Annotated in this window: 25 protein-coding genes; 10 read left to right on the plus strand and 15 right to left on the minus strand. The window is 70.3% G+C overall.

Annotated elements, in window-relative coordinates; translation table 11 throughout:
• Window positions 1–7: 7 nt before the first annotated feature.
• From GY24_RS01585 to GY24_RS01595, 3 genes are all read right to left on the minus strand, one after another.
• On the minus strand, window positions 8–1,168 hold the full coding sequence (locus GY24_RS01585) for an ABC transporter substrate-binding protein (protein ID WP_104474058.1): 1,161 nt from the start codon (window positions 1,166–1,168) through the stop codon (window positions 8–10).
• A 181-nt stretch (window positions 1,169–1,349) separates the two neighbouring features.
• Window positions 1,350–4,196 carry a cation-translocating P-type ATPase gene (locus tag GY24_RS01590; protein WP_104474059.1) on the minus strand — a complete coding sequence of 949 codons (2,847 nt, stop codon included), beginning with the start codon at window positions 4,194–4,196 and terminating at the stop codon, window positions 1,350–1,352.
• Window positions 4,197–4,339: 143 nt separating this feature from the next.
• Window positions 4,340–5,923, minus strand: coding sequence for an FAD-dependent oxidoreductase (locus tag GY24_RS01595; protein ID WP_104474060.1), 1,584 nt, complete (start codon window positions 5,921–5,923; stop codon window positions 4,340–4,342).
• 185 nt (window positions 5,924–6,108) lie between these two features.
• Between GY24_RS01595 and GY24_RS01600 the strand changes: the two genes are divergently transcribed.
• From GY24_RS01600 to GY24_RS01610, 3 genes are all read left to right on the plus strand, one after another.
• Window positions 6,109–6,654 (plus strand): PadR family transcriptional regulator, encoded by a 546-nt coding sequence (locus GY24_RS01600; RefSeq protein ID WP_104474061.1) that lies wholly within the window; start codon window positions 6,109–6,111, stop codon window positions 6,652–6,654.
• 35 nt (window positions 6,655–6,689) lie between these two features.
• The gene (locus GY24_RS01605) at window positions 6,690–8,369 is read left to right on the plus strand and encodes an ABC1 kinase family protein (RefSeq protein ID WP_104474062.1); all 1,680 of its coding nucleotides are present in this window, start codon (window positions 6,690–6,692) and stop codon (window positions 8,367–8,369) included.
• Between the two features lie 136 nt (window positions 8,370–8,505).
• A complete protein-coding gene (locus GY24_RS01610) occupies window positions 8,506–8,946 on the plus strand; it encodes a hypothetical protein (RefSeq protein WP_104474063.1) in 441 nt (146 codons plus the stop codon).
• 7 nt (window positions 8,947–8,953) lie between these two features.
• Here GY24_RS01610 and GY24_RS01615 read toward each other — a convergent pair whose 3' ends face one another.
• Window positions 8,954–9,244, minus strand: a complete 291-nt coding sequence (locus GY24_RS01615; RefSeq protein ID WP_193953474.1) for a hypothetical protein — start codon at window positions 9,242–9,244, stop codon at window positions 8,954–8,956.
• A gap of 119 nt (window positions 9,245–9,363) precedes the next feature.
• Here GY24_RS01615 and GY24_RS01620 point away from each other — a divergent pair, with 119 nt between their 5' ends.
• Entirely contained in the window at window positions 9,364–9,861 is a 498-nt protein-coding gene (locus GY24_RS01620) for a GNAT family N-acetyltransferase (protein WP_104474064.1), read from the plus strand.
• 56 nt (window positions 9,862–9,917) lie between these two features.
• Window positions 9,918–11,240 carry a flavin monoamine oxidase family protein gene (locus GY24_RS01625; RefSeq protein WP_104474065.1) on the plus strand — a complete coding sequence of 441 codons (1,323 nt, stop codon included), beginning with the start codon at window positions 9,918–9,920 and terminating at the stop codon, window positions 11,238–11,240.
• Here GY24_RS01625 and GY24_RS01630 read toward each other — a convergent pair.
• From GY24_RS01630 to GY24_RS01650, 5 genes are all read right to left on the minus strand, one after another.
• Entirely contained in the window at window positions 11,237–12,172 is a 936-nt protein-coding gene (locus tag GY24_RS01630; protein ID WP_104474066.1) for an alpha/beta fold hydrolase, read from the minus strand. The genes GY24_RS01625 and GY24_RS01630 overlap by 4 nt on opposite strands.
• Window positions 12,173–12,245: 73 nt before the next feature.
• Window positions 12,246–12,932: a response regulator gene (locus GY24_RS01635; protein ID WP_104474067.1), complete on the minus strand. Its 687-nt coding sequence runs from the start codon at window positions 12,930–12,932 to the stop codon at window positions 12,246–12,248.
• Window positions 12,929–14,119 carry a sensor histidine kinase gene (locus tag GY24_RS01640; RefSeq protein WP_104474068.1) on the minus strand — a complete coding sequence of 397 codons (1,191 nt, stop codon included), beginning with the start codon at window positions 14,117–14,119 and terminating at the stop codon, window positions 12,929–12,931. The genes GY24_RS01635 and GY24_RS01640 overlap by 4 nt, the downstream gene beginning before the upstream one ends.
• Before the next feature lie 237 nt (window positions 14,120–14,356).
• On the minus strand, window positions 14,357–15,043 hold the full coding sequence (locus GY24_RS01645; RefSeq protein ID WP_104474069.1) for a DNA alkylation repair protein: 687 nt from the start codon (window positions 15,041–15,043) through the stop codon (window positions 14,357–14,359).
• A 71-nt stretch (window positions 15,044–15,114) separates the two neighbouring features.
• Window positions 15,115–15,699 carry a TetR/AcrR family transcriptional regulator gene (locus tag GY24_RS01650; protein ID WP_104474070.1) on the minus strand — a complete coding sequence of 195 codons (585 nt, stop codon included), beginning with the start codon at window positions 15,697–15,699 and terminating at the stop codon, window positions 15,115–15,117.
• A gap of 130 nt (window positions 15,700–15,829) precedes the next feature.
• Between GY24_RS01650 and GY24_RS01655 the strand changes: the two genes are divergently transcribed.
• Both GY24_RS01655 and GY24_RS01660 read left to right on the plus strand, forming a co-directional pair.
• On the plus strand, window positions 15,830–17,530 hold the full coding sequence (locus tag GY24_RS01655; protein WP_104474071.1) for a GMC family oxidoreductase: 1,701 nt from the start codon (window positions 15,830–15,832) through the stop codon (window positions 17,528–17,530).
• Window positions 17,527–18,012: an SRPBCC family protein gene (locus tag GY24_RS01660; RefSeq protein ID WP_104474072.1), complete on the plus strand. Its 486-nt coding sequence runs from the start codon at window positions 17,527–17,529 to the stop codon at window positions 18,010–18,012. Before GY24_RS01655 ends, GY24_RS01660 begins: the two co-directional genes overlap by 4 nt.
• Window positions 18,013–18,078: 66 nt before the next feature.
• Here GY24_RS01660 and GY24_RS01665 read toward each other — a convergent pair whose 3' ends face one another.
• From GY24_RS01665 to GY24_RS01675, 3 genes are all read right to left on the minus strand, one after another.
• On the minus strand, window positions 18,079–18,372 hold the full coding sequence (locus tag GY24_RS01665; protein ID WP_104474073.1) for a DUF4287 domain-containing protein: 294 nt from the start codon (window positions 18,370–18,372) through the stop codon (window positions 18,079–18,081).
• 82 nt (window positions 18,373–18,454) lie between these two features.
• Entirely contained in the window at window positions 18,455–19,891 is a 1,437-nt protein-coding gene (gene rox, locus GY24_RS01670) for a rifampin monooxygenase (protein WP_104474074.1), read from the minus strand.
• A 98-nt stretch (window positions 19,892–19,989) separates the two neighbouring features.
• Window positions 19,990–21,729 (minus strand): L-aspartate oxidase, encoded by a 1,740-nt coding sequence (locus GY24_RS01675; RefSeq protein ID WP_104474075.1) that lies wholly within the window; start codon window positions 21,727–21,729, stop codon window positions 19,990–19,992.
• Between the two features lie 95 nt (window positions 21,730–21,824).
• Between GY24_RS01675 and GY24_RS01680 the strand changes: the two genes are divergently transcribed.
• Window positions 21,825–22,766 (plus strand): LysR family transcriptional regulator, encoded by a 942-nt coding sequence (locus tag GY24_RS01680; protein WP_104474076.1) that lies wholly within the window; start codon window positions 21,825–21,827, stop codon window positions 22,764–22,766.
• A 20-nt stretch (window positions 22,767–22,786) separates the two neighbouring features.
• Here the strand turns inward: GY24_RS01680 and GY24_RS01685 are convergent, their stop codons facing one another.
• Complete coding sequence (locus GY24_RS01685) at window positions 22,787–23,209, minus strand: nuclear transport factor 2 family protein (protein WP_202972898.1); 423 nt, start codon at window positions 23,207–23,209, stop codon at window positions 22,787–22,789.
• 98 nt (window positions 23,210–23,307) lie between these two features.
• Between GY24_RS01685 and GY24_RS01690 the strand changes: the two genes are divergently transcribed.
• A complete protein-coding gene (locus GY24_RS01690) occupies window positions 23,308–23,907 on the plus strand; it encodes a TetR/AcrR family transcriptional regulator (protein ID WP_161498659.1) in 600 nt (199 codons plus the stop codon).
• A 43-nt stretch (window positions 23,908–23,950) separates the two neighbouring features.
• Here the strand turns inward: GY24_RS01690 and GY24_RS01695 are convergent, their stop codons facing one another.
• Together GY24_RS01695 and GY24_RS01700 are read right to left on the minus strand one after the other, a co-directional pair.
• Window positions 23,951–24,286, minus strand: a complete 336-nt coding sequence (locus tag GY24_RS01695) for a YciI family protein (RefSeq protein WP_104474078.1) — start codon at window positions 24,284–24,286, stop codon at window positions 23,951–23,953.
• A gap of 65 nt (window positions 24,287–24,351) precedes the next feature.
• Window positions 24,352–24,831, minus strand: a complete 480-nt coding sequence (locus tag GY24_RS01700; RefSeq protein ID WP_104474079.1) for an ATP-dependent zinc protease family protein — start codon at window positions 24,829–24,831, stop codon at window positions 24,352–24,354.
• A gap of 25 nt (window positions 24,832–24,856) precedes the next feature.
• Here GY24_RS01700 and rimK point away from each other — a divergent pair, with 25 nt between their 5' ends.
• A complete protein-coding gene (gene rimK / locus GY24_RS01705; RefSeq protein WP_104474080.1) occupies window positions 24,857–26,047 on the plus strand; it encodes a 30S ribosomal protein S6--L-glutamate ligase in 1,191 nt (396 codons plus the stop codon).
• The last annotated feature ends 122 nt before the right edge of the window (window positions 26,048–26,169 follow it).

Here is a 26,169-nt window from a genome sequence, read left to right on the forward strand (position 1 = left end):
GGGGGTTCTACTCGGCGAGGACGAACTCGCCATCCTTGACGACGAGCGCGAACTGCTCGGCATCCGTCACCCGGCGGTTCTCGGAGAACGTGATCGGGCCGTAGAGGATCGTCGGGATGTCGGTTCCGGTGGCCAACGCGGTGCGGATGCCGTCGCGGCTCGGGTCCTGGGCCGCAGCCCACGCAACGATCTTGAGCGCGTCGTAGGCGCGGATCGCGTAGTCGCTCGGGGTCGCCACGTCGTACTCGGCTGAGAAGTCCGAGACGAACTGCTGCACGCTCGGGTCCGGGTTGCTCGGCGTGAAGTAGCTGAGCGTCTCGAAGCCCTCCGCGGCGGGGCCGGCGAGCTCGATGAACTGCTGGTTGTAGTTCGAGCTGATGCCCACGATGGGCACATCGATGCCGAGCTCACGCGCCTGGGAAGTGATCAGCGCGCCGTCGGCCGCGTAGGAGATCAGCACGATCACCTCGGGGTTGGCGGCCGCTGCGGTGAGCAGAAGGGGCCGGAAGTCGGTCGACTTGGGGTCGTACGCCGTCTCGTAGACGGTGCCCTGGCCGATCTCCTCCGAGCGGTCGGCGAAGAAGCCGTGCGTGTCGGCGCCCCAGTCCGTGTCGTGGAAGAAGACGGCCTGCTTGCTGCCCTTGGTGGCGGCGAAATCTGCCAGGCGGGGCGCCTCGAACTGCTGGGACACCCAGGTGGCGAAGACGAAGTCACCCGGGTCGGTCACGGTCGACGCAGACGCCGAGAAGGCGAACTGCACGAGGCCGCCGGCCTGGTAGATCGGGCTCGCCGCGGCCGAGGCCGGCGTGCCGAAGTCGCCGAGCGATGCGAGGATCGTCGGGTCATCGACGAACTTCTGGGCCACGGCCGGTGCCTGCGCCGGGTCGGCCTGGGTGTCTTCGTACTGCAGCTCGACCGCGCGGCCGTTGATGCCGCCCTCGTCGTTGAGCTGCTTGAGCGCGAGCTCGAAGCCCTGCGTGAAGTACTCGCCGTACTGGGCATTGTTGCCCGTCTGAGGCAGTGCGACGCCGAAACGGATCGGCTCGGTGCTCGCGGACTCGGCTCCGGCACCGGTGCCGGGGCCGGAGGTGGGCGTGCTGCAGGCGGCGAGGCCCGCGACGAGCGCGGTCGCGCCCAAGACGGCGAGGCTCTTGCGAAGAATTGTCATGACTGTGGCTCCTAGATCGGCGAAGAACGTGCGGACGGTCGATGATGCGCATGGGGGGAGAGTGACAATGGATCGACGAACGATCCCCGTCCTGTCTCGGAGACTAGGAGTTATGGAGCGCCGCCTCCGAATTTGACTACCCAGTGTTACGCCGGCCGGCCGGCCGGCATCCGTGCCCCGTCTAGCGGGTCGGCGACAGCGGCGACGCCGCGCGCCGCCGGGCGAGCGCACGCAGGATGAGCTTGCGGATCTCGTCGTACCAGAGCACCGCCGAGCCGAGCGCGATGCACGCGCCCCAGTGGGCCAGGTCCAGCGGCGCCGTGCCGAACGCCACCTGCAGGAACGGCACCTGCACGACGGCGATCTGCAGCAGGATGCCCAGCAGGATCGAGCCCCAGAGCCACGTGTTGGAGAACATCTTCCGGAACGCGCTGCTCGTCTCCGAGCGGGCGTTCAGGGCGTTGAACAGCTGGGCGAAGACGAGCGTGGTGAACCCGACCGTGCGGGCCACCTCCAGGGTGTCGTGGCCCTCGACGAGGCCGCCGGGCAGGAACATGTCAATCGAGAACAGGGCGGCCAGCGCCATCACAAGTCCGATGGAGAGGATGCCGCCCCACATGCGCGCGTCGATGGCCCGGTCGGTCAGGCCGCGGGGCCGGCGGGCCATGACGTCGTCCACCTCGGGGTCGATGCCCATCGCCAGCGCGGGGGTGGAGTCGGTGATCAGGTTGATCCACAGAATCTGGGTCGCCAGCAGCGGCAGCACGAGCCCCTCGCCGCTCGCATCGGAGAGGCCGATCAGCCCGGCGAAGAGCACGCCGAGGAAGACGGTGAGCACCTCGCCGACATTGGAGGAGAGCAGGTAGCGCAAGAACTTCTTGATGTTGTCGAAGATCACCCGGCCCTGCCGGACGGCCGCGACGATCGTGGCGAAGTTGTCGTCGGCGAGGATCATGCGCGCCGCCTCCTTCGTCACCTCCGTGCCGGTGATGCCCATCGCGACGCCGATGTCGGCGGACTTGAGCGCCGGGGCGTCGTTCACGCCGTCGCCGGTCATCGACACGATCTGCCCGTCTGCCTGCAGCGCGTCGACGAGGCGCAGCTTGTGCTCGGGGGAGACCCGGGCGTACACCGACACGTCGCGGGTGGTGGCGCGCAACTGCGCGGCATCCAGCGTGTCCAGCTCTGCACCGGTGACGGCGCGCGCGCTCGGCCCGACGATGCCGAGGTCGGCGGCGATCCGCACGGCGGTGACGGGGTGGTCGCCGGTGATCATGATGACGCGGATGCCGGCCCGGTGCGCCTCGGCGATGGCCGCCGCGGCCTCGCCGCGCGGCGGGTCGATGATGCCGACGACGCCGGCGTAGACGAGTTCCCGCTCCAGCGCCGGGTCGAGCTCGACCGCGGGGTCGACCGAGCGCTCGGCGGCATCCACGACCCGGTAGGCGACGCCGAGCGTGCGGAAGGCCTGGGCGGACAGGGCCTCCACCTCGCCCTGCGCCTTCTGCCGGAGCGCCGCGGTGAGCGGGACGGTGCCCTCGCCGACCTGGAGGCGGGTGCAGCGCTCGAGCAGCACGTCCGGGGCGCCCTTGCTGAACAGGACGAGGGTGCCGTCGGCGCTGTCCTGGTCCAGCGTCGACATCATCTTCCGCTCCGAGGTGAACGGGATCTCGCCCCGGCGTTGGAAGCGGCCGATCTGACCGAGGATGCCCTCGAGCTTGCGGGCGGCCACGAGGAAGGCGGCCTCGGTGGGGTCGCCCTGGATCTGCCACTCGCCGTCGCGCTCGGTGAGCTGGGCGTCGTTCGCCAGGGTGCCGGCGCCGAGCACCAGCTGCGCCTCGAAGCGCTGCGCGCCCGCCAGCTCGCCGTCGGGCCCCACCACCTCGCCGATCGGACGGTAGCCGACGCCGGTGACGTCGGCCTGCCCGGAGGCCGTCACGATCCGTTCGATCGTCATCTCGTTGCGGGTGAGCGTGCCGGTCTTGTCGGTGCAGATCACCGACGCCGAGCCGAGCGCCTCCACCGAGCTGAGCTTCTTCACGACCGCGTTGCGCTTGGCCATGCGCTGCACGCCGATCGCCAGGATCACGGAGAGGATCGTGGGCAGCCCCTCCGGCACGGCGGCGACGGCGAGGGAGACGCCGAGCAGCAGCACGACGACGAGGTCGGCGGGTGAGGTGACGCCCTGCACCAGGATGAAGGTGATCATCACGACGAGGGCGACGATCACGACGATGATGCCGAGCGCCTTGCTGATGCGCTTGATCTCGTTCTGCAGCGGCGTCGGCTCCTCGACGGTCGCGTCGAGCATCTCGGCGATCGCCCCCATCTCGGTCGCCATGCCGGTGGCGGTGACGACGGCACGGCCGACGCCCTGCGCCACCGAGGTGCCCTTGAACACCATGTTCGCCCGGTCGCCGAGCGGGGCGGGGTCCGGCAGCGTCGCGGCGTTCTTGGTGACCGACGCGCTCTCGCCGGTCAGGGAGGCCTCCTGGATGCGCAGCCCCGTGGCGGTGAGCAGCCGGGCATCCGCCCCGACGGCGTCGCCCTCCGCGAGCACGAGGATGTCGCCGCGCACCAGCTCGCTGGAGGGCACGGTCTTCAGCTCGCCGCCGCGCAGCACGGTGGAGCTTGCGGCGGTCATCGCGCCGAGTGCCGCGACGGCATCCGCGGCCTTCGCCTCCTGCGTGTAGCCGATGATCGCGTTCAGGACGATGATGGCGGCGATCACGATCGAGTCGACGGGGGCGCCGTGCGCGCCCTCGACCACCCAGGCCAACAACGAGATCGCGACGGCGGCGAGCAGCAGGTAGATCAGCGGGTCTTGAAACTGGGCCAGGATCTTCCGCCAGGTCGGAACCGGCGGTGTGCCGCGCAGCTCGTTCGGGCCGTCGGCCGCGAGCCGCCCGGCGGCCTCCGCGTCGGAGAGGCCGGTTGCCGGGTCGACACCCAGGTGCGCCGCGACGGTCGCGGCGTCCAGGAGGAACGCGCCCTCGGCGGATGTGGTGCTGGCAACTTCGTCTGGCATCGTGCGACCACGCTTCCGGAAAGGCAGTTCATCCCATACATCGACGAGGCCGGGTTCCTGAGAGCCTCCGGGCCACAGATCCACTGTATGCCCGCCCCGGCGCGGCGCACAGGGAAACACGGCGGGTCACGGATGCCGCTCGCTCAGGCTTCCGGAGCGGCCGGCGGCGTCGCAACATGGCGGGGCCCGGCATCGACCGCGCCGAGCCCGTTGCGGGCCGGGCCCTCGATCCGTGTGCCGTCCGGGGCGAAACGCGAACCGTGAAGCGGGCAATCCCACGTGGACTCCTCCGCATTCCACGCGATGATTCCGCCCAGGTGAGGGCAGACTGCCGACACTCGGTGGGTGACCCCGCCGACCGTGCAGTGCGCGACAGATTTCACTCCGTCGAGCTCGACCCGCGCGTCGTCCTTCGCCCCGGCGGCCTCATTCTCGCCCCCGAGCAGCCGGGTGGCGCCGCGGGCCATCTCGGCCACGACGGCCGCGTTGGTGTGGAGCATCTGCGCGACGTTGGGGGCCGGCCAGCCGCGCCGGCGGTACAGGGTGTGCGCCCACGCGAGCCCCTTCCCGTTGACCAATGCGGTCAAGGCGAGCCCGGCGGCGGCGGCGTTGGCGAGCCCCCATTTGCCGAAGCCGGTCGCCACCAAGATGCGGCGCTCGCCGGGACGCAGCGGGCCGACGTAGGGCGCGTCGTCCAAGGTCGAGTAGTCCTGCGCCCACCAGCGTCGGAGCAGAGTCGCACCCGGGAATCGCGCCGTGGTCCAGGCATCCACCTCGTCGGGTCTCTCACTCAGGGTGCGCGCCCGCCCGACGATCGACGCCGCACCGCCCACCAGGAGCAGCCGGTCTTCGCCGGCGGAGTGGGCAGGTGCGAGAGTGGTGCTCAGCAGGGAACGGCGCGGCTCGTCGAGCGAGAGGTACATGCCCTGCATCGGTTCGCCGGGCACCCGGAACGCCGCCAGGGATGAGCGTTTGGCCTCCATGCGGGCGAAGTGCCCGCCGCGGGAGAGGAACGGCGTACCGGTGGCGGCGATCACCCGGTCGGCCATGATGTCTCCGTGTGAGGTGCGAACGCGCAGGCCGCCCGACGCGGCCGAGGCGGCCGTCGCCGTGCATCCGCCGACGACGCGAACGCCGTGCGCACGGACCTCGTCGACCAGCGCGTCGATGAGCGACATGGTGTTGACGTGAAGCTGGCCGTCGAGGCGGAGGGCGATCTCGACCTGCCAGGGCAGTTCGGTGTCCCGCGTGCGCTCCAGCGAGAGGCCGGCGGAGCGCCCGAGCGCGAATTCCCGTTCCAGGCGCGCGACACTCTCCGCGGAGCCCGCGTAGCTCACAGCAGGGCGCTCATCGAAGCGCACGCCGTTGATGACGAGGAAGTCGTGCAGCCAGCGCTGCCCCGCCTCGTTCGCGGCGACGTATGCGCGCACCACCTCCTCGGGGTGGTGGTCGGCGATCGCGCTCAGCGTCGCACCCTGCAACAGGCTGACTTTGCCGGTGGAACCGCCTGTCGTCAGCGCCCCCGGCTCGTGCGCATCGACGACGATGACGTCGTGCCCGGTGCGCGCCAAGAGGCACGCCGTGACGAGGCCGGTGAGCCCGGCGCCGACGATCACGACCCCCGCTCGTTCACCGACGGGCAACTGATCGCTCTGAAAAGGGGGCCGCCCGTGCCGCCAGAGCGACTCCTCCACCGGGTGCGACGTGCTGTCTCTGGGATCACTCATGACGGGCTCCTTCGCTCTCGTCTGCCACCGTAACCCGCGGGGTCCCGGCGCGGAGGGGGCTTGACTCGCGGCGGCGCAGTGGATATCCCGTCGGGCCTAAGCCCAGCTGCCGTAACCGGCCCTATCGCTCCCGCCCGTCCCGACCTATCGTTGAGTATCGCTCAGTTGCATTCGAGGAGGTCATCATGGGTGGTTCGTTCCCCGCCGGCGGATTTGGCGCCGGCAATCGAGGCGATGGGATGTGGCAGATGATGGAGCAGCTACGCGGCGCATTCGAGAAACGCGCCGGCTCCCGCATGGGCAGGGGTGATGTGCGCACCGCGGTGCTGACGCTGCTCGCCGAGCAGCCGATGCACGGCTACCAGATCATCCGCGAGGTCGAGGAGCGCAGCGGCGGCAGTTGGAAGCCGAGCGCCGGCTCGGTGTACCCGACGCTGCAGCTCCTCTCCGACGAGGGGCTGATCGCCGCGGAGGAGTCGAACGGGCGCAAGATCTACGCGCTCACCGATGCGGGCCGCGCCGAGGCCGCGGGCGCCCCGGCATCCGCCCCCTGGGACGCCTCGGCTGCGGGCGACAACTCCGGGTTCACCGCCCTGCCCAAGGCCGGCATCGAACTCGCTCAGGCGGCCGCGCAGGTGGGGCGGACGGGCACGCCGGAACAGGTACAGCAGGCCGTCACCGTGCTCGATGAGGCCCGGCGCCGGCTCTACTCGATCCTCGCGCAGGACTGACGAGGGTGGCAGCAGCCAGTCCAGGGGGAGAGGCGATGCCCGGCGCCGGAGCCACCCGTGCCCGCTACCGCCGCATCCTCCGATTCGCCGGCTGGAACCTCGCGGTGACCTGGTGGTACGAGCTGCTCCTGCCGCGCATCGGGCTCGCCCGGGTCGCCGAGCGCACCCGGGCGACGCGGATGACGCGCGTCGCGCAGCGCTTCCATGTGCTCGCGGTGGAGCTCGGCGGGCTCATGATCAAGGTGGGCCAGTTCATGTCGTCGCGGCTGGACGTGCTGCCGCCCGAGATCACAAGCGAGCTGGAGGGGCTGCAAGACGAGGTGCCGCCCGTGCCGTTCCCGGCCATTCGGGCGCTCGCCGAGGTCGAGCTGGGTGTGCCGCTGGAGCGGGCGTTCGCGGCGATGGACGAGGTGCCGGTGGCCGCGGCATCCCTCGGTCAGGCCCACCGTGCCCGGCTCGCCGAGCTCGATGCCAGCGAGACCGGCCTCGACGGCGTCGTGGTCAAGGTGCAGCGGCCGGGCATCGACCAGATCGTCGACGTCGACCTGGCGGCGCTGCGCAAGGTGGGCGGCTGGCTCAGCCGGGTGCGCTTGGTCTCTGACCGTGTCGACATGCCCGCCCTCGTCGAGGAGTTCGCGGCCACGAGCCTGGAGGAGATCGACTACCTGCACGAGGCCACGAGCGCCGAGCGCTTCGCCGCCGATTTCGCCGGAGACGCCCGGGTGGCGGTGCCCGCCGTGGTGTGGGAGCGCACCACCCGGCGCGTGCTCACCCTGGAGGACGTCACAGCGATCAAGATCACGGATGCCGTCGCGCTCCGCGAGGCCGGCATCGATCCGGCCGAGGTGGCCCCCGTCTTCGCGACCGTCATGTTCGACCAGCTGTTCGGCACCGGGTTCTTCCACGCCGACCCGCACCCGGGCAACATCTTCGTCACCCCGGCCGCAGACGGGGCGGGCGGGCGCCCGTGGAAGCTGACGTTCATCGACTTCGGCATGATGGGCGAGGTCTCCGCCGGCACGCGCAGCGGCCTGCGAAAGCTGCTCATCGCCGCGGCCTCCCGTGACGGCAAGGGGCTGGTGGACGCGATCCGCGAGGTGGGCGTGCTCGTGCCGTCGACCGACACCCGCGAACTCGAGCAGGCGATGGTGGCGCTCTTCGCCCGCTTCGGCGGCATGGGCTTCGCCGAGCTGCGCGAGGTGGACCCGCGCGAGTTCCGCGACTTCGCCGTGCAGTTCGGCGACGTGGTGCGCTCGCTGCCGTTCCAACTGCCGGAGAACTTCCTGCTCATCATCCGGGCGATGTCGCTCACCTCCGGGGTGTGCAGCGCGCTGGACCCCGACTTCAACGTCTGGGACTCCATCGAGCCGTACGCCGCGCAGCTGATCAGGGACGAGAGCGGCAACGTCGTCACCGACCTCGGCAAACAGGCCCTGGAGGTCGCGGGGGTGGCCTGGCGCCTGCCGAAGCGCATGGATGCCGTCCTCACCCGCATCGAGGACGGGCAGGTGTCGGTGCAGAACCCGCACCTGGAGCGCCGGGTCGCCCGGCTGGAGCGCACCGCGCGGCGCCTGCTGGCCGCCGTGTTGTTCGCGGCGCTGCTCATCGCCGGCGCCGTGCTGCGCGCCGATGCGGCCGTGTTCGGCACGGTGCTGATGATCGGCTCGATCATCCCGCTGCTCTTCGCCCTGTTCGGCGGCGGGCGCGGACGCTGACCGGTCGCTGTCTGGTCGCTGTGCGGCCGCAGCCCGAATCGCGCAGGATTCGAGAAGCGCATTCCTCTGCAGACCCGTAGCGTGTGGGTAGGCCGCAACGGCCACCAAACAGCACCACCCGCAGAAGGAGCATCACATGGCTGAGAAGACCGCTGGACTCTCGCAGGAGGAGCGCGAGGCCGTCAAGCAGCGCGCCGCCGAGCTGCGCGCGGAGGCGAAGGCCGGCAAGACCCGCGCGGCAGGGGAGCAGGCCCTGCGCGAGGCGATCGCGGAGCTGCCGGCTGACGACCGCGCGCTCGCCGAGGGAATCGACCGGATCGTGACGGAGGTCGCTCCGCAGCTCATGCCGAAGACCTGGTACGGGTTCCCGGCGTACACCGACAGGGACGGGAAGGTGGTCGTGTTCTTCAAGCCCGCCTCGAAGTACACCAGCCGCTATGCGACCCTCGGCTTCGAGGAGTCCGCCCAGCTCGATGACGGTGACCTCTGGGTGACCTCCTTCGCCGTTCTCGCGCTGACGCCGAAGACGGAGCAGACCATCACGGAGTACGTCCGCAGGGCAGCGGGCGGCAGCTGACCCGCACTCAGCGGGGCCCGGATGCCGCTGGACGGTGGTCGTGCAGGCGCTGATCCATCGGCGCACCCTGCCCGCCGCGCACGGCAGCCGGCACGATTGTCGCCACCCAGGCGTCGGCCTCGCGTTGTGACCGCAGCCGAACGATCACGAGATGCGGGTGCAGGCGCTCGAGCTCGGGTATGCGCTGGCGGTAGACCCCTCTGGTGGCGATCGCCCAGCGAATGATGTGCTCGGGATCGGTGAAGATCGTCCAGGACCTCGGGCCGGGGCACCCAATCGGGGCCGTGGAAGAGGGCATCGATCTCGGTATGCGCGCCGCCTCCCTCGTGGCGCGGCCGGGCCGCGCGCGGTGCTCGCTGGCTCGGCTGCCCGTCGTCCGAGCGCGGTGTCGACCGGGCGGCCGAGTATCGTCGGAGGATGCCCACCTTGCAGTTGTTGCGCGCGGATCATGCCCCGGCGGTACTCGCCTTCGAGCGGCAGAACCGTGCCTACTTCGGCGCCGCGGTGCCAGACCGCGGCGACGGCTACTTCGCCGAGTACGCCGAACGCCATGCCGCACTGCTGGCCGAGCAGGCGAGCGGCGACGGCGCCTACTATGTGCTGGTCGACGAGGACGGCGCCGTGCTCGGCCGGTTCAACCTGGTGTTCACCGGCGACGGTGACGCCGAGCTCGGCTACCGGGTCGCGCAGCACGCCGCCGGACGCGGCCTGGCGACATCCGCGGTGCGGGAGCTCTGCCTGTTGGCAGCCAGCCGGCACGGCGCACGCTCGGTGGCCGCCTCGGCCGCCACCGAAAACGCCGCGTCGCAGAAGGTGCTCACGAATGCGGGGTTCGTTGCGGTCGGGCCCGCGGACCCGGCCAGCCTCGGCGGCAGCCAGGGCACCCGGTACGAGCGCGGCCTCGAACCGTCCTGAGTGCGGCGGCCGCGCGCTGCAGCCCGGGCCGCGCCGAGCATCGCTACCCTGACCCCATGGAGAACTTCGACACTGTCGTCATCGGCGCGGGCGTGTCCGGTTTGACCGCCGCACGCGTGCTTGCCCAGGCCGGGCAGCGGGTACTCGTGCTCGAGGCGCGTGATCGCGTCGGCGGACGCACCTGGACCGACCGGGAGGACGGCCTCGCCACCGACCGCGGCGCCTCGTGGATCCACGGCATCGACGACAACCCGCTGACCCACCTGGTCGCGGCCATCGGCATGCGCACGGTGGAGTTCACCGTCGGCAGCTACCAGCCGGACGGCCGGCCCATCGCGTACTACGGGCCGGAGGGGGAGCGGCTGGACGATCAGCAAGTTCGGGCATTCGCCGCCGACATCCGCGAGGCCGACGCGCAGCTCGCGGTGGCCGTCGGGGCCTCCGTGCCGGGCGAGACCTACCTCGACGCGATCGAGGTCGCGCTGGCTCGGCTCGGTTGGGACGCGGAGAGAGCCGAGCGCGTCCGCGAGTTCTTGCGGCACCGCTCCGAGGAACAGTACGGGGTGTGGGCGGGCGACCTGGCCGCGCACGGCCTGGACGACGACACGATCGAGGGCGACGAGGTCGTGTTCCCCGACGGCTTCGACCGGCTCGCCGCGCACCTGGCCACCGGGCTCGACGTGCGGCTGGAGCAGGTGGTGACCCGCGTCGAGTGGACGCCGGAGGGTGTCACGGTCCGCTCAGAGCAGGGCGCCTTCATGGCGGACAGGGCGGTCGTCACGGTGCCGATCGGCGTGCTGCGCTCGGGCGACCTCGCCTTCGAGCCGGCGCTGCCCGAGTCGCTTGTCCGTGCGATCGGCTCTTTCCAGATGAACAACTTCGAGAAGGTGTTCCTGCGCTTCCCCACCAAATTCTGGGATGACGGCGTCTACGCGATCCGCCAGCAGGGCGAGGCCAGTGCGTGGTGGCACTCCTGGTACGACCTCACGGCCCTGCACGGCGTGCCCACCCTGCTCACCTTCGCCGCCGGGCCGTGCGCCATCGAGACCCGCGACTGGCCCACCGGCCGCATCGTCGAGTCGGTGCTCGATGCCCTGCGCGGACTCTACGGGGATCGGGTCGAGACGCCAGAGCACGTGCTGATCACCGACTGGCGCGACGACCCGTTTGCGCAGGGTTCGTACGCGTACCTCAAGCCCGGCGGGAACGTCGAGGACCACGACGCGCTGGCCAGCCCCGTCGCCGGTGTGCTCCACCTCGCCGGGGAGGCGACCTGGAGCGAGGACCCGGCCACGGTCACGGCGGCGCTCCGATCCGGCCACCGGGCGGCCGAGAACATCCTCGGCCGCCCGGTGCCGTTCGGCGCGCTGGCCGGTTAGGGCAGCTCAGACAGGAACCGCGCGGTGTCCCGGGCGATCTCCGGCGACAGGGTGTGGTGCAGGTAGTGCCCGCCGTCGAGGAAGACGACCTCACCATGGTCGACGCTCTGCGCCTGCTCGGTGTGCAGCTCGGCCCACGTTGCGATGTCGGGACTGTCCGCCTGCGCGAAGAGCAGCACAGGCAGGTCGTGCGGGAAGGTGGTGCCGAGGGCGGCGCCGAAGTTGGATCCGATGTGCTCCGCCTCGTTCAGGTATGTGGGGGAGAGCGAGTTCTGGGCGGAGAGGACCAACATCTGCCCCTTGGTCTCCTCGTCGAAGGGAAGGCCGTCGTAGGGGTCGTTGAGCGAGTTCAGCACGCGTAGGAGTCCGAGCGTCTGGAGGGCCTTGATCGTGTTGAGGGGGAGCTCTTCGTCCATGCCCGGTTGCCCGGGCACGCTGCTGTCGATGCCGACGAACGCGGTGACCTCGTCGCGGTAGGTGTTGGCGTACGCGATCCCGTAGATGCCCGCGATGGAGTGGCCCATCAGGGTGTACCGGTCGATGTCGAGGGCCTGCAGCGCCTCGTGCACCTCGCTCACGATGTTCTCGGTGGTGCGGGGCTTCTCCGTCTGGTCGCTGAGGCCATAGCCGAACGGCTCCACGGCCACGACCCGGTAGCTGGACTCCAACTGGGCGATGAGGGGTGTGAAGTCCAGTGCGGGGGCCGCCGTGCCGAAGCCGGGAAGCAGCACGATCGTCTCATCTCCGCTGCCGCTGACGAGCACATTCATCTGTTTGCCGTCAACGGGAACCAGCTGCCCGTAGCGCGGGAGATCCCGGGACTCGGCGTCCGTCGCGACCGCGTTCACGATTGTCGTCGTGGCCAGCACCAACGCGATGACCCCGACGATCGCGCCGATCGTGAGGAGTGAGATTCTGAGGATTTTCTTCATTTTCTTCCGTTTCTGGGGTTGGAGAAGGAACCGGTGTCGGCCTCGTGGGCCCACCGGCAGAGGGGGTGGGAAGCTAGATGACGCCGCTGCGGAACGCGAAGACGACGGCCTGCACCCTGTCGCGCATGCCGAGTTTCTGCAGGATGCGGCCGACATGCGTCTTCACGGTGGACTCGGAGAGCCACAGCTGCTGGGCGATCTCGGCGTTCGAGAGCCCGAGCACGAGGGCGTCGAACACCTCGCGCTCGCGGTCGGTGAGGGCCCGCAGGCGTTCCAGCGCCGCGAGCCGCTCGGACTCCCGCTGCGTCCGCTCTGCGGCATCCGGCACCTGCGTGAGCTCGCCATAGCGGCGCAGCAGCTCCGAGGTGACCCGGGGAGCCAGCACGGCATCGCCGGCGGCGACGGCGCGCACGGCCGCCAGGATGTCGTCGCTCTCGGAGTCCTTGAGCAGGAACCCGCTGGCGCCGGCCTCCAGCCCGCCGAACGCGTAGGCATCGATGTCGAAGGTGGTGAGGATGATCACCCGGCTGCCGCCGCTGCTCGCCGTGATCGCCCGTGTCGCCTCGATGCCGTCCATGCGAGGCATCTGCACGTCCATCAGCACGATGTCGGGGGTCACCGCCGCGGCGAGCGCCACCGCCTCGATGCCATCGGACGCCTCACCGACCACCTCGATGCCGGCCGCCGCACCCAAAACCATGGCCAGCCCGGTGCGGATGAGCGCCTGGTCATCGGCGATCAACACTCGGATGGCCGTCATCGGCCTGCCCCCGGGAGGATCAGTCGCACGGCCCACCGGCCGGCGCCGTCCGGTGCGGCCGCGAGGGTGCCGCCGTACAGTGCAGCCCGCTCGCGCATGCCGACCAAGCCCCTGCCCACGTGACCACTGTTCGGGGCCTCGGCTGGCGCGCCGTCGTTCACCGCCGTGACGCTCACATCGTCATCGATCTGCACCAGCACATCCACTGTCGTCGGCGAGGAGGCGTGCCGCAGCGCGTTGGTCAGCGCCTCCTGCACAACGCGGAACACGGCGACCTGCACTCCGGACTGCGGCGGGGCGTCGCCGATCACGGTGAGGCTGACCGGCAGGCCGACGCCGCGGTAGACCTCGACCAGCCGGGGCAGGTCGTCAAACCCGGTGCCCGACTGCGCGCAGGTGGATCCGGGCGTCGACTCGAGCACGCCGATGACCCGGCGCATCTCGGTGAGCGAGGAGCGGGCGACGGTGCCCAGCTGGGCGATCGCCTCCCTGGCGCGCTCCGGCTCCCCGTCGAAGACGGCGTTCGCACCGTCGGCCAGCCGCACGATCACCGACAGCGAGTGCGACACGATGTCGTGCACGTCGCGGGCGATGCGGGACCGCTCGGCGAGTGCGGCCAGCTGCGCCTGTTGATCGCGCTCGCGCTCCAGGTGCCGGGCGTGCTCGAGCAAGCCCTTGATGTAGCGGCGACGATTGCCCGTGCTCTGGCCCCAGAACAACGCCACCAGCAAGACCAGCAGGCCGGTCACCGCGTAGGCGAGGACATCGCCGATGCGGGAGCTGCCGAGGGCCGGGAGTGCCGGCGGGGGATCGATCCACAGGTACGTGACGCTGACCGTGACGGTCACAGCGGCGGATGCCGCGGCAGCCAGCCACGCGTTCCTCACCGAGTCATACACGGCGACCGCGAACGCGCAGTAGGCGGCGGCCAGGTTGAGCAGGTCGGGGCTGACCAGGACCAGCGGCAGGGTGAGGACGAAGGTGACCCAGAACGCGACCAGCGGGCGGCGGCGGCGGAAGCCGAAGAGAACAACGGCGACGGCGAGCACGATGCCCGCGAAGGCCACGCCGGCGGCCCAGCCGAAACGTGGGGACAGCGTCGTGATCACCAGCGCCGGCACAGTCATGATCACCCAGCTCAGGGCGACCAGCGCGTCGACGACGCGCGGGCGGGTGAGCAGCAACATGGGGCGGGGGAGTCCTTCGATCGGCGTTCTTCGAGCGCTTTCACGCTACGGGAGGGATCCTGGGCGGCGCGTCCTCCCGAGTGCCCATCTGCAGGGCCCGCGCATGGTCCGCAAGTACTACACGCGAGCTCGTCCGCGGCGGGAGCGCCCTGTGCGCGGAACGAGCCATGTCAGAGGATCGTCGTCGGGCTCGTGCCGCCGATCGTCATCCGGCGCCGGAGGGCGGGCGCTCGAGCGCTACTCGCCCGCGCGCCGGCCCACGATCTCGGCGATCCAGATCGGGGCATACGGCGAGGTGCAGTTCGGGGGAGTCGGGTAGTCCTTGAGCACTTCGAGGCGCTCGCCGATCTCGAGCGCGCGCGGGCGGTACTCGGCGTGCGAGATCCCGATCTCCGCCAGGGTGTGGTTCATCTCCCACTGCAGCCGGTCGGGGGCTGCCTTCATCTCCGCCTCGACGACGTCGAGCAGGCCGGGCAGGTCGAGGCCGTCCGGCGTCTTCGCCACGCGCTCGGCGGTGAGCGCCCAGCCGGCGGCGGCCACGAGCTGGTCCGGGTCTGCGGACCAGGCCAGGCGCAGCGCCTCGGCGTGTGGGCTCTTCTTCACCACATAGTTCACGAGCCAGTCGATCACCTTCGGGGTGCGGGCCTCACGGATCATGGCGTCCAGCTCGGCAGCGGTGAACGACTTCGGTCGGCAGACCAGGATCGCCAGCAGCCGCGCCGCGCTGTCGCCGGAGTCCCAGAGCTCGAGCGCCAGCTCGTGGTCGGTCTTCAGCCGTTTGGCGACGGCGCGCAGCTTGCCGAGGTTCACCCCGTGGTCGTCGCCGTGGTTCGCGTTCACCTCGCGCACCCGCGGCTCCTCGAGCGCGGCCAGCTCGGCCAACAGCTCGGCCACCCTCGCACTCTCCACCGTTGTCTGTGCCACGTCGGCGTCCTCTCGCTCGGTTCGCCGTTCAGCCTATGACGAACGGATGCCGCGGGGGCGACGCGGTGCGGCTAGCGCTCGCCCAAATATGCGTCGATGAGCGGGGCGACGGCGCGCTCGAGCGCGTCCTCCAAGGACGCCTCGCCCTCGGCATGGCTGGTCCAGTGCTGCGCGGCTGCGTACATCGCCGCGGACATTGTGGCGCTGAACACCGCGGGCATCGGGTCGTCGGGGTCGGTGCCGAGGCGCTCCACCACGAACTCCTCGATCACCGTGCGGTAGCGATGGCCGTAGCGCGCCGACTGGGCCGCGACATCCGCGTTCTCCTCGAGAAGCACCCAGAACAGCGTCAGCTCCTCGCGGGCGTTGGAGGGCAGCGGGCGCATCGTTCGCGCCGCCTGGGCGAGGACGGTGCCGGCGGGGATGTCGTAGGGGGCATCGGCCAGGACATCGCGCAACCGCTCGAAGTTGCGCTCCTCGCCGTAGACGATCATGTCGGCCTTCGCCGGGAAGTAGGAGAACAGCGTGGTGCGGCTGATGCCACACTCCTTCGCGATCCGGGCGAGCGACGTCTCTGCGTAGCCGTCCTGGATGAACAGCTCGATCGCGGTGTCGCGGATCGCCCAGTGCGTCGTTGCCCGTGGTCTGCCGATCATGGGACAACTCTGGCAGGAAATGCGCTCGAGCGGGGTGTTTACATTCTGAACAGTGTTCGGTTAGTCTGGCCGCACGAGCCGGCTGCTTGCAGCCGGCATTTCTGGTTCAACGAAGAAACAGGAGTAACACGTGGCACAGTACGACGTAATCGTTGTGGGTTCCGGCGCCTCTGGCGGCCCGCTCGCCGCCCGGCTGTCGGAGGATCCGTCTCGCCGGGTCCTGCTCATCGAGGCCGGACCGGCGCCCGCCTCGACGGACGGATTCCCGAAGGACCTGCTCGACGCAGGGCTCATGTCCGGGGCGATGCCCGGCCACCCCAACAACTGGTCCTTCGTGGCCAACCTCACCCCCGAGCTGCCCTACCTCGTCTCCCGCGGGAAGATCCTCGGCGGGTCGAGCTCGCTGAACGGCACCTATTACATTCGCGGGCGCAAGCAGGACTTCGACACCTACGCCGCGCGGGGCAACACGGAGTGGTCGTTCGAGAAGGTGCTCCCGTACTACGAGAAGCTGGAGCACGATCTGGCCTTCGAGGGCCAGGAGGGGCATGAGGGGCGCGGCCCCGTGCCGATCTACCGAGTCTCCCCGGCGGAGCAGACGCAGTACACGAAGGCGTTCATCGCCGCCTGCCATGAGCTCGGCTTCGGCTGGGAAGAGGACAAGAACTCGCCGACGAGCGTTCCCGGCGTCGGCCTGCTGCCGATGAACGCCGTCGACAACGTGCGGATGAACACCGGCATCACCTATGTGAATCCGGCCCGTTCCCGCGCGAACTTCCATGTCTGGGGCGACACGCTCGCCCGCAAGGTGCTCTTCGACGGCACGACCGTCACCGGCCTGGAGGTGGGCAGGAACGGCGGCATCGAGGTCGTGCGGGCCGCCGAGATCGTCATCGCGGCGGGCGCGTTCAAGTCCCCGCACCTGCTCGCCCTCTCGGGAATCGGACCGCGCGCCGAGCTGGAGGCGGCCGGCATCTCGGTTCTCGTCGACCTGCCCGGCGTGGGCAAGGACTTCAGCGACCACCCGGACATCTCGTTCAACTGGTCGCCCACCCGCAGGCTCGGCAAGGAGAAGACACCGTTCGCCTTTCAGACGGTGCTGAACTTCAACTCACACGGCTCCCAGTACGACGGCGACCTCGAAGTGCTGCCGATGATGCGTTCCATGATGTCGATGATGGGAATGGAGCAGGGCAGCGCCCTGTCGACGATGTGGGGCATCGTGCGCCGGCCCGGTGCCTTCCTGAAATCGATGAAGGGGGTCTCGATCAAGCGCTTCGCGCAGCAGATGCAGCGCGCCAATGACCTGGCCATGGCGATCGCCGTGCAGCAGGCCGAATCCCGCGGCAACGTCTTCACGGTGTCGGCCGACCCGCTCACGCAGCCCAAGATCGAGTACAACTACCTGAGCGACCCGCGCGACGTCGTGCGGATGCGCGAGGTGGTGCGCACCACAATCCAGATCCTGCAGTCGCAGGCGTTCAAGCCGTACTTCAAGCGGGTGACCGAGCTCGACGCCGAGACGCTGGCGAGCGACGCCAAGCTCGACGTCTGGATGAAGACCCACCTGGCCACCGCGATCCACGCCTCGGGCAGCTGTGCCATGGGCAGTGACCCGGCGGCCGGCCACGTCGTCGACCAGTTCGGGCGGGTGCACGGCGTGAGAGGCCTGCGCGTGGCCGACACCTCGATCCTGCCGTTCGTCCCCTCTCGGGGCCCCGCGGCGACGGCGATGCTCATCGGCGAGCGTGTCGCCGGGTTCATGACCGAGGGTGCGGAGCCGGCGGCACGGCCTGCGGAGTCCACCGAGTCTGAGGGGGTGGCGGCATGAGCGCGCACCCGGGCGCTGCCGATGCGGCCCTGCCCGCGCAGACCGTTGCACGCAGCATCCGGATCGACGCGCCCGTCGAGCTGATCTGGGCGGCGGTGCGCGATTTCGGCGGGCACGGCGCGTGGATGCCGGGCGCCGGCGCCGGGGCGGAGCACCTCAGCTGGTCCGGCGACGCCAACACGCCGGGCACCGTGCGGCGCTTCGCCGCGCCGGGCCGCCCCGTGTTCGCCGAACGGCTGAACCGAATCGATGACGAGGCGCACGAGCTGGCCTACTCGATCATCGAGTCGCCGTTCCCGATGGAGCGCCACGAGGCCACGATTGCGGTCGTCGCCGACGGGGACTCCGCGGTGGCCTCCTGGACGGCCCGTTTCGAGGCCGACGACGCCACGGCCGCGATGCTCGACGGGTTCATGGGCACGCAGGCCTTCGCCCCGGGGCTGGCCGGCCTGAAGGGCTACGCGGAGGAGGCGAACAGCTAGGCGGCTAGGGGCCCCCGCGGCGTTCGCGCCCGGGGGGCCTGCGCCGTCACCAGACCTGGTCGCGCGTCAGTAGCCTTCCGGCTTGCTGGCGATGCCGTCCAGCCAGAGCTGCTCGGAGGGGTCGCTGTGCGAGCCGTCCGTGCCGACGTGCTTGGTGTCGATGCGGTCGCCCTTGGTGATGACGTGGACCAGGGCCATGCCGTGCCCGCGGCCGAGGCCGTAGTCCTCGGCGAGCCAGGCGAGGATCGGGGTCGCCTTGGTGTTGGCATCGAAGCCGCGCTCGTGTGCGAGGTCGACGAGCTGGCGGGGCGTGAGCCCGGTCTTCTTCTCGATCGTGTCGAGGTAGGCCTGGAAAGACATCGCTGATTCTCCTGGTGGTGGTTCGGCGTCGAGAACCGGACGGCGCTCAACAGGGCACGGTACCCACTGGCTGTTCCTGCGGTCAAGGTGTGCTCGCACCGAACCACGTGTGGAGTGCGCCCTGTAGTGCGGCCTGATCGTCGCCGACCCAGACCACGTGGCCGTCGGGGCGCAGCAGCGCTGCGGGCACGTTGAGCGCGCCGTTGTCCGTTTCCGCCCCGACGACGCGGTCGACGCGGTCGGCCCACCCGGCGACGGACAGCCCGCCGGTCCGGTCGAGCAGGATGCCGCGGCCGTCGTGCATCCGCTCGAAGAGCCGGCCCTGCGCGAGCGGCACGTCCGGCATCCGCCGGCCGAGCAGGGCGGGGCCGTCGCCGACGTCGTAGCGGATGCCGGTCGCGGTGATCTTCTCGATCAGGAAGCGGTTGGCGTCCTCGAAGTCCATCAGCTCCGCCAGCAGTGCCCGCACGGCCTGCGGACCCGGCTCTGGCGAGCTCAGCTCGGCCTGCGCCCGGGTGTTCTGCAGCACGTCGGCGGCGACCGGGCGCCGCTCGGACTCGTAGCTGTCCAGCATTCCGGGCGGAGCCCAGCCGGTGACGGCGGCGGCGAGCTTCCAACCGAGGTTGCAGGCATCCTGGATGCCGAGGTTGAGACCCTGGCCGCCGTAGGGCGGGTGGATGTGCGCCGCGTCGCCGGCGAGGAGCACCCGGCCCTGCCGGTAGTGCGCGGCCAGCCGGGTGGCGTCGCCGAAGCGGGACAGCCAGCGCGGGGAGTGCACGCCGAAGTCGGTGCCGGCGATGGCGAGCAGCTGTGCGCGGAACTCCTCGAGCGTCGGGGGAGTGCCGCGCTCCTCCGCCACACCCGCGGCGGGCACGAGCACACGGAAGAGGCCGTCGCCGAGCGGCCCCGCGCCGAAGTTCTTGTGCGTCTGGCGCACCTTCGCCATCACGGCGCCGAGCTCCTCCGCCGCCATCGTCAGCTCCATCTCGCCGATCAGCGTCTCGCTGCGGCTCGGCTCACCGGGGAAGTCGATCTCGCACAACCGCCGCACCGTGCTGCGGCCGCCGTCGCATCCGATCAGGTAGCGTGCGCTGTGTCGCTCGCCGTCGAGGAGTTCGGCGGTCACCGCCTCCTCGCCCTGGCTGAGCCCGACGAGCTCGCGCCCCCACTGGATCTCGACGCCGAGCTCGGCGGCGTGCTCGCGCAGCAGGCGATCGGTGACCGGCTGCGGGATGCCGAGCACATACGGGTGGGTGGTGTCCAACAGCTGCGGCGCCGGCTGGGGGATGCCTGCGAAGAATCCGTCCAGCGGGTGCTTGGTGCCGTGTTCCAGAAAGCGCTCGAGGATCCCGCGCTGTTCCAGGATCTCGAGGCTCCGCGCGTGCAGGCCGAGCGAGCGTACGACGGGCGTCGGCTCCGCGTCCCTCTCCAACACGAGCGCCTGGACACCCTGGAGCGCCAGCTCGCTGGCCAGCATCACGCCGGTCGGCCCGCCGCCGATGATGATCACGTCGTGCATGAGCGCTCCGTTCCGAACTCGGGCTCGCGATGCGGCCGGGCTCATTCTGTGCAGGGGTGGGGGCCCGCTGGCAAGCCCCCACCCCTGCACAAGGCGCGCTACTCGACGAGCTTGCCGGCGGCCGAGACCTCCTGCATGTAGGCGGCGATCTCCTCCGGCACGGGCGGGATCTCCTCGCGCACGACACCGGTGCTCGGCGACCAGACCAGGTTCACCTGCAGTGCGGGGTCGGTCAGCGGGTAGTCGCTGCGGTTGTGGCATCCGCGTGTCTCGCGCCGCTCGAGCGCCGCCTCCAGGGTGGCGCGGGCGGCCAGCGCCGACGCCTTGAGGTCGAAGGCGTGGGCCAGGTCGTGGTAACCGGCGATGTCGGGGTGGATGCCGATGCCGGCCATGCGCGCCTCGATCTCGTCGAGGGCGGCGAGGCCAGCTTTCAGCCCGGCCTCGTCGCGCACCACGCCGGCGTGCTCGGTCATCATGTTGCGGATGGCGCGCTGCAGGGCGCGCACGTTCTCGTGGCCGTCGGCGGCGAGAAGGTCGCTGATCTCGGCGCGGGCCCCGGCGAGGGCCTCGGCCGAGCGCGGCTGCGAGTCCAAGCCGGCCGAGTACGCGGCGGCGGCCCGGGCGACGATGCGGCCGAAGACGAGCAGCTCGATGAGCGAGTTGCCGCCGAGGCGGTTGGCGCCGTGCAGGCCGCTGGAGGCCTCGCCGATCGCGTACAGGCCGTCGACATCGGTGCTGTGGTCCTCCGGGCGCACCCAGACGCCGCCCATCGAGTAGTGCGCGGTGGGCGCGATCTCGATCGGCTGCTCGGTGATGTCGAGCATCTGCAGCTCCATCATGGTCTGGTAGACGCGGGGGAGGCGCTCCATGATCACCGAGCGGGGCAGCTCGGAGACGTCGAGCCAGACGCCGCCGTTCGCCGTGCCGCGGCCCTCCTTGATCTCGGTGTACGCGGCCAGTGCCACCCGGTCGCGGGTGGAGAGTTCCATCCGCTCCGGGTCGTAGCGCTCCATGAAGCGCTCGCCGTTGGCGTTGCGCAGGATGCCGCCCTCGCCGCGGGCCGCCTCCGAGATCAGGGTGCCGGCGGCCGACTCGGGCTCGATGATGCCGGACGGGTGGAACTGCACCAGCTCCGGGTCGCGCAGGCGCGCGCCGGCTTCGACGGCGAGGCGGAACGAGTCGCCCGTGTTCTCGTCGCGGCGGGAGGAGGTGCGGCGCCAGATGCGGTTGTGCCCGCCGGCGGCGAGGATGACGGCATCCGCATGGATCAGGTAGCGGGTGCCGGTGTTGATGTCGAAGCCGTAGGCGCCGAAGACCTGGTTGCCCCTCACCAGCAGGCGGGTGATGTAGACGGAGTCGAGGATGGCCACGTCCAGCTGTTCGGCACGGCCGACCAGGGTGCGCTGGATCTCGAGGCCGGTGTAGTCGCCGGCGAAGGCGGTGCGGCGAAAGGTGTGCGCGCCGAAGAAGCGCTGCGAGATGCGCCCGTCGTCCTCGCGGGCGAAGTTCATGCCGTAGCGCTCGAGGTCGCGGATGCCCTGCTCGGCGCCGCGGGCGACGATCTCGACGGTGTGAGGGTTGGCGAGGTTGTAGCTCTCGGTGATGGTGTCGGCGGCGTGCTGCTGCCAGGAGTCCTCCTCGTCCATGGTGCCGAGGGCGGCGTTGATGCCGCCGGCGGCGAGGGAGGTGTGCGCATCGTTGCGGGGCCGCTTGCCGACGGCGAGCACGTCGACGCCCATCTCGGCCAGTTCGATGGCCGCCCGCAGGCCGGAGCCGCCCGTGCCGATCACCAGCACGGTGGTCGAGATCTGCTTTTCATTCTCAGGTGATGAACTCATGCGTTCAACGCTAAGAATTGCTCATCCATTAGTCCAATGAATCATTCGAGTCGATTCGATGTCCTTTAGCTATGAAGAGAACGTAGGCTGTCGGCATGAACCTGGAACAGTTGCAGAGCTTCGTCGAGGTGGCCCAGACCGGGCACTTCACCCGCGCAGCCGCGCAGCTCCACCTCGCCCAGCCCTCGCTCAGCCGGCAGATCTCCACGCTGGAGGCCGACCTCGGCGCCCCGCTGTTCCACCGGGTGCGCGGCAATATCACGCTCACGGCGGCCGGCGAGTCGTTGTTGCCGCTGGCCAAGCGCATGCTCGCGGATGCCGAGGCCGTGCGCTACGAGATGCAGGAGCTGGCTGGGCTCCGCTCGGGGCGGGTGCGGCTCGGCGCGACGCCGACGCTCTGCATCAGCCTCGTCGCCGAGGTGCTGACCGCCTTCCACGCGGCGTACCCCGGAATCCAGCTGCACCTGACGGAGGGCGGCTCCCGCGGACTGCTCGAGGAGCTGGCCGGCGGCGCGCTCGACCTGGCACTGATCACCACCACCGAGGACGGGCCGGGCCCGTCGACGGGCCTCCGCCGCATCCCGCTGCTCACCGAGGAGCTCGTCGTGGTCTCCGCCGCGCACGGCGCGCACTTCGGCGATCGCACGTCCATCACCCTCGCCGAGCTGGCGGCGCTGCCGCAGATTACCTTCCACGAGAACTACGACCTGCGCGCCGCCACGATGCAGGCCTTCGCGGAGGCCGGGCTCAGCCCGCAGATCGTGCTCGAGGGCTCCGAGATGGATGCCGTGCTGCGCTGCGTCGAACGCGGGCTCGGCGTCGCCGTCGTGCCGGCGATGGTGCTCGCCGACCGACCGGGGCTCTGCTCGGTGCGCCTCAGCGCGCCCCGACTGACCCGCTCGATCAGCCTCGCCCACCGCGGCGACGTCGCGCTCACCCGGGCGGCCGAGGCGATGCAGCGCATGATCGTCGACACGGCCGACATCCTCGCCTCGGTGGGAGCGGCCGGGGGCGCGCTGATCGTGCGGGCCGGCTAGCACCGCCGCCGCGTCGACTGCTACCGAATCTCGGTTGCCTGGGACCAGACGGCCTGCCAGCCGCCCTCGTTGAGCTCATAGCTATCGGTGTGCCAGTAGCCGGTGCGCGCGACGTGGTGCCCGCCGAATACGACTTCGAGTTCGGCGCGGTAGCGGATCGTCGCCACCGGGCCGGCGAGTCGAACCTCGATCGGGCCCGGCTCCCACGCGAGGTAGTCGATCTCGCCGGCGGAGACCGCGCCGAGGTACTGCGCCTTGGTGAGGAGGGCCCCGATGGGTGTCACGAGCTGGAAGTCGTCGGCGTGCAGTGCGCTCGCCGCAGCGATATCGCCCTCGACGAGGGCCTGCAGGCGGGCGCGCTCTCGATCGCGAATCTGCTCGGCTCTGGGGTCGGCGAGCACGGGAGTCTCGGCGAGCTCGGAGGGGGTGGCGGATGACGTCACGCTGAGGTGTCCTTGTCGGTCGGGAGGGGTGCCGCGGCAGTGCGCGCGGCACGCGACTGACAGATTGACACTTTCAGACGAAAGTGTCAATATCGAGTGTGCCCACCCCCGACGCCAAGTCCGCCCACATCCTCGACTCCTCGCTCCCCGTCTTCTGCACGTACGGCTTTCAGAAGACGTCGATGCAAGACATCGCCCGCGCGGCTGGGATGTCCCGGGCGGCCCTCTACCTCCACTTCGCGAACAAGGAGGACGTCTTCCGCTCCGGCGCCGTGCGCACCCATGCCGCGGTCATGGCGCTCGTGGAGGCCGAGCTCGGCCAGCCCGGCGATGTCTTCGAGCGAATCGAGGCCGCTCTCGTGGCCTACTTCGAGGGTCTCGTCGAGCAGATCGCGGCGAGTCCGCACGGGGCGGAGCTCTTTGACGCCAGCGCCGAACTCGTCGGCGACGTGGTGCTGGGCGCGCGGCTACGGCTCAGCGACCTCCTCCGGGACGCGTTGGATGCGGCCGAGGTTCGCGGTGAGATTCGTCTCTCCGGAATCGCGACCGCAAGCGCGGAGTTGGCCGTCCTGCTGCTGGCATCCGTCGACGGAATCAAGGCGCAGCGCTCCGCACTGCTTCCGGTGAGGCCCGGCATTGCGCTGCAGCTGCGCCTGGTGCGCGCTGCCATCCAACCGGCAGCGGCCGCCGGCGTGTGAAGCGGCTTCCAGCTCCCGCGGCAGGCCACGGGAGCGCGGGCTCCTACATGCCCGGGACCGCGAGCACCTCGTACACCTGGATGGTGGCGCCCGGCGTCATGAGGTGCGGGTGCCCGTCCATCATCGCCACGGCCTCGTCGAGGCTGTCGGCCTCGATGAACGAGTAGCCGCTGACTCCAACAGGGGCGTCGGTGACGCCGGACGGCGCGACGTGCTTGCCGTTGCCGAGCGGGGCGCCGAAGTCGGCGAGGTTCTTGCCGACGCGCGACGACCACTCGATCCACGCCTGGGTGCTCGCGGCCTCCTCTTCGGGAGATAAGTTCGACACCGCCGATTCGACCGTCTCCGGTGAGGTGTAAATCACAGCAAACTTGGACATGATCGTCTCCGATTCTGCGGGCAGCTTGACGGTGCCGGCAGGGCGGATTTTACGCCCGCGAGCTGTTAGGCGCGCCCTCGGTTCTGGCGGCGGACCTCACGCGGCGCGCGGCCGCCGAGGAAGGACTTGTCCGAGTCGACGAGGAATCCCTGGCGAAGCGCCTCGCGCCCGATCAGCATGCGGAATCCCATCTGGTCGCGGTTGGTCAGCGTCGTCTCGGCGGTGACGGTGCGCCCGTGGATCTCGACATTGAGGAGTACGACAATGCGCTCCTCGACATGACCGGACGAACTGCGCACCGTGCGGCGGTCGTGCACGGGGCACTCGACCGTGACGGCATCCGACTCGGACTTCTGCCACGGGTGAACCCGGAAGCGCACCCAATCGCCGGTGTCTCCGCTGAACTCCTCGATGTCAAAGGCGTGCAGGGCCGAGCTCCGGGCGCCGGTGTCGAGCTTGGCCTTGATCCAGGGCACACCGATGCCCGGCAGACGGACCCACTCGCGCCAGCCCGCTATGGTGTTTGAATAGACAGGTTCACTCACTCCTTCATCTTGGCAGGCTCCACAGTTGAAACTCGCTATCCTCTCGCGCGCCCCTCACTCTTACTCGACACAAAGGCTCCGGGCCGCGGCTCTTCAACGCGGCCACCGGGTCAAGGTGCTGAACACGCTTCGCTTCGCGATTGACCTCTCCGGGGCCGAGCCTGACCTGCAGTACAGGGGCCGCCTGCTCTCGGACTATGACGCGATCCTGCCGCGCATCGGCAACTCGATCACCTACTTCGGCACCGCCGTTGTGCGCCAGTTCGAGCAGATGGACGTCTACACGCCCAACACGGCCAACGGCATCAGCAACGCGCGCGACAAGCTGCGGGCCAGCCAGATCCTCTCCCGCCACGAGATCGCGATGCCCGCGACGGCCTTCGTGCACAGCCGGGCCGACGTGCGCCTGGCCATCGAACGCGTCGGCGGGGCGCCGGTCGTCATCAAGCTGCTCGAGGGCACCCAGGGCATCGGCGTCATCCTCGCCCCCGAGGTGAAGATCGCCGAGGCGATCATCGAGACACTGCACTCGACCAAGCAGAACGTGCTGATCCAGAGCTTCATCTCCGAGAGCAAGGGCCGCGACATCCGCGCCCTCGTCGTCGGCGACCGCGTCGTCGCCGCGATGCGCCGGGTCGCCAGCGGCGATGAGTTCCGCTCGAACGTGCACCGCGGTGGCACGGTGGAGGCCGTCGAGCTGACGCCGGAGTACACCCGCGCCGCCGTGCGGGCCGCGCAGATCATGGGCCTGCGCGTGGCCGGTGTCGACATGCTCGAGGGCAACGACGGCCCCCTGATCATGGAGGTCAACTCCTCGCCAGGGCTCGAGGGCATCGAGCGGGCGACCGGACTCGACGTGGCCGGCGCGATCATCGACTACATCGCCGACCAGGTCGGCTTCCCCGAGATCGACGTGCGCCAGCGGCTCAGCGTCTCGACCGGCTACGGCGTGGCCGAGATCGTGGTCTACGGCAACGCGGACTTCGTCGGCAAGACGATGGCGGCCTCCGGGCTCGGTGACCGCGACATCACCGTGCTGACGGTGCACCGCGGCACGGCCGTGCTGCCCAACCCCAAGGCCGACCTGGTGCTGGAGGCGGGGGACAGACTGCTCTGCTTCGGCAAGCTCGACGAGATGCGCTCGATGGTGCCGGAGCGCCGCCGCCGCCGTGCGCGCGTGCGGAAGCTGCCCAAGGAGCCGATCCCCGAGAGCTAGCCGCTCAGGCGGCGGGCGGATGCCGGCGTAGCCGGCCCGGCCGCCTACGCCAGTTCAGCCGGAATCGCGCCAGCTGAACGGGCGTAGAGCGCAGGAAGTGGCGCAGAACGGGCGGCGCTGCC

Source organism: Microterricola pindariensis (genome assembly GCF_002936985.1).
Taxonomy (GTDB): Bacteria; Actinomycetota; Actinomycetes; order Actinomycetales; family Microbacteriaceae; genus Microterricola; species Microterricola pindariensis.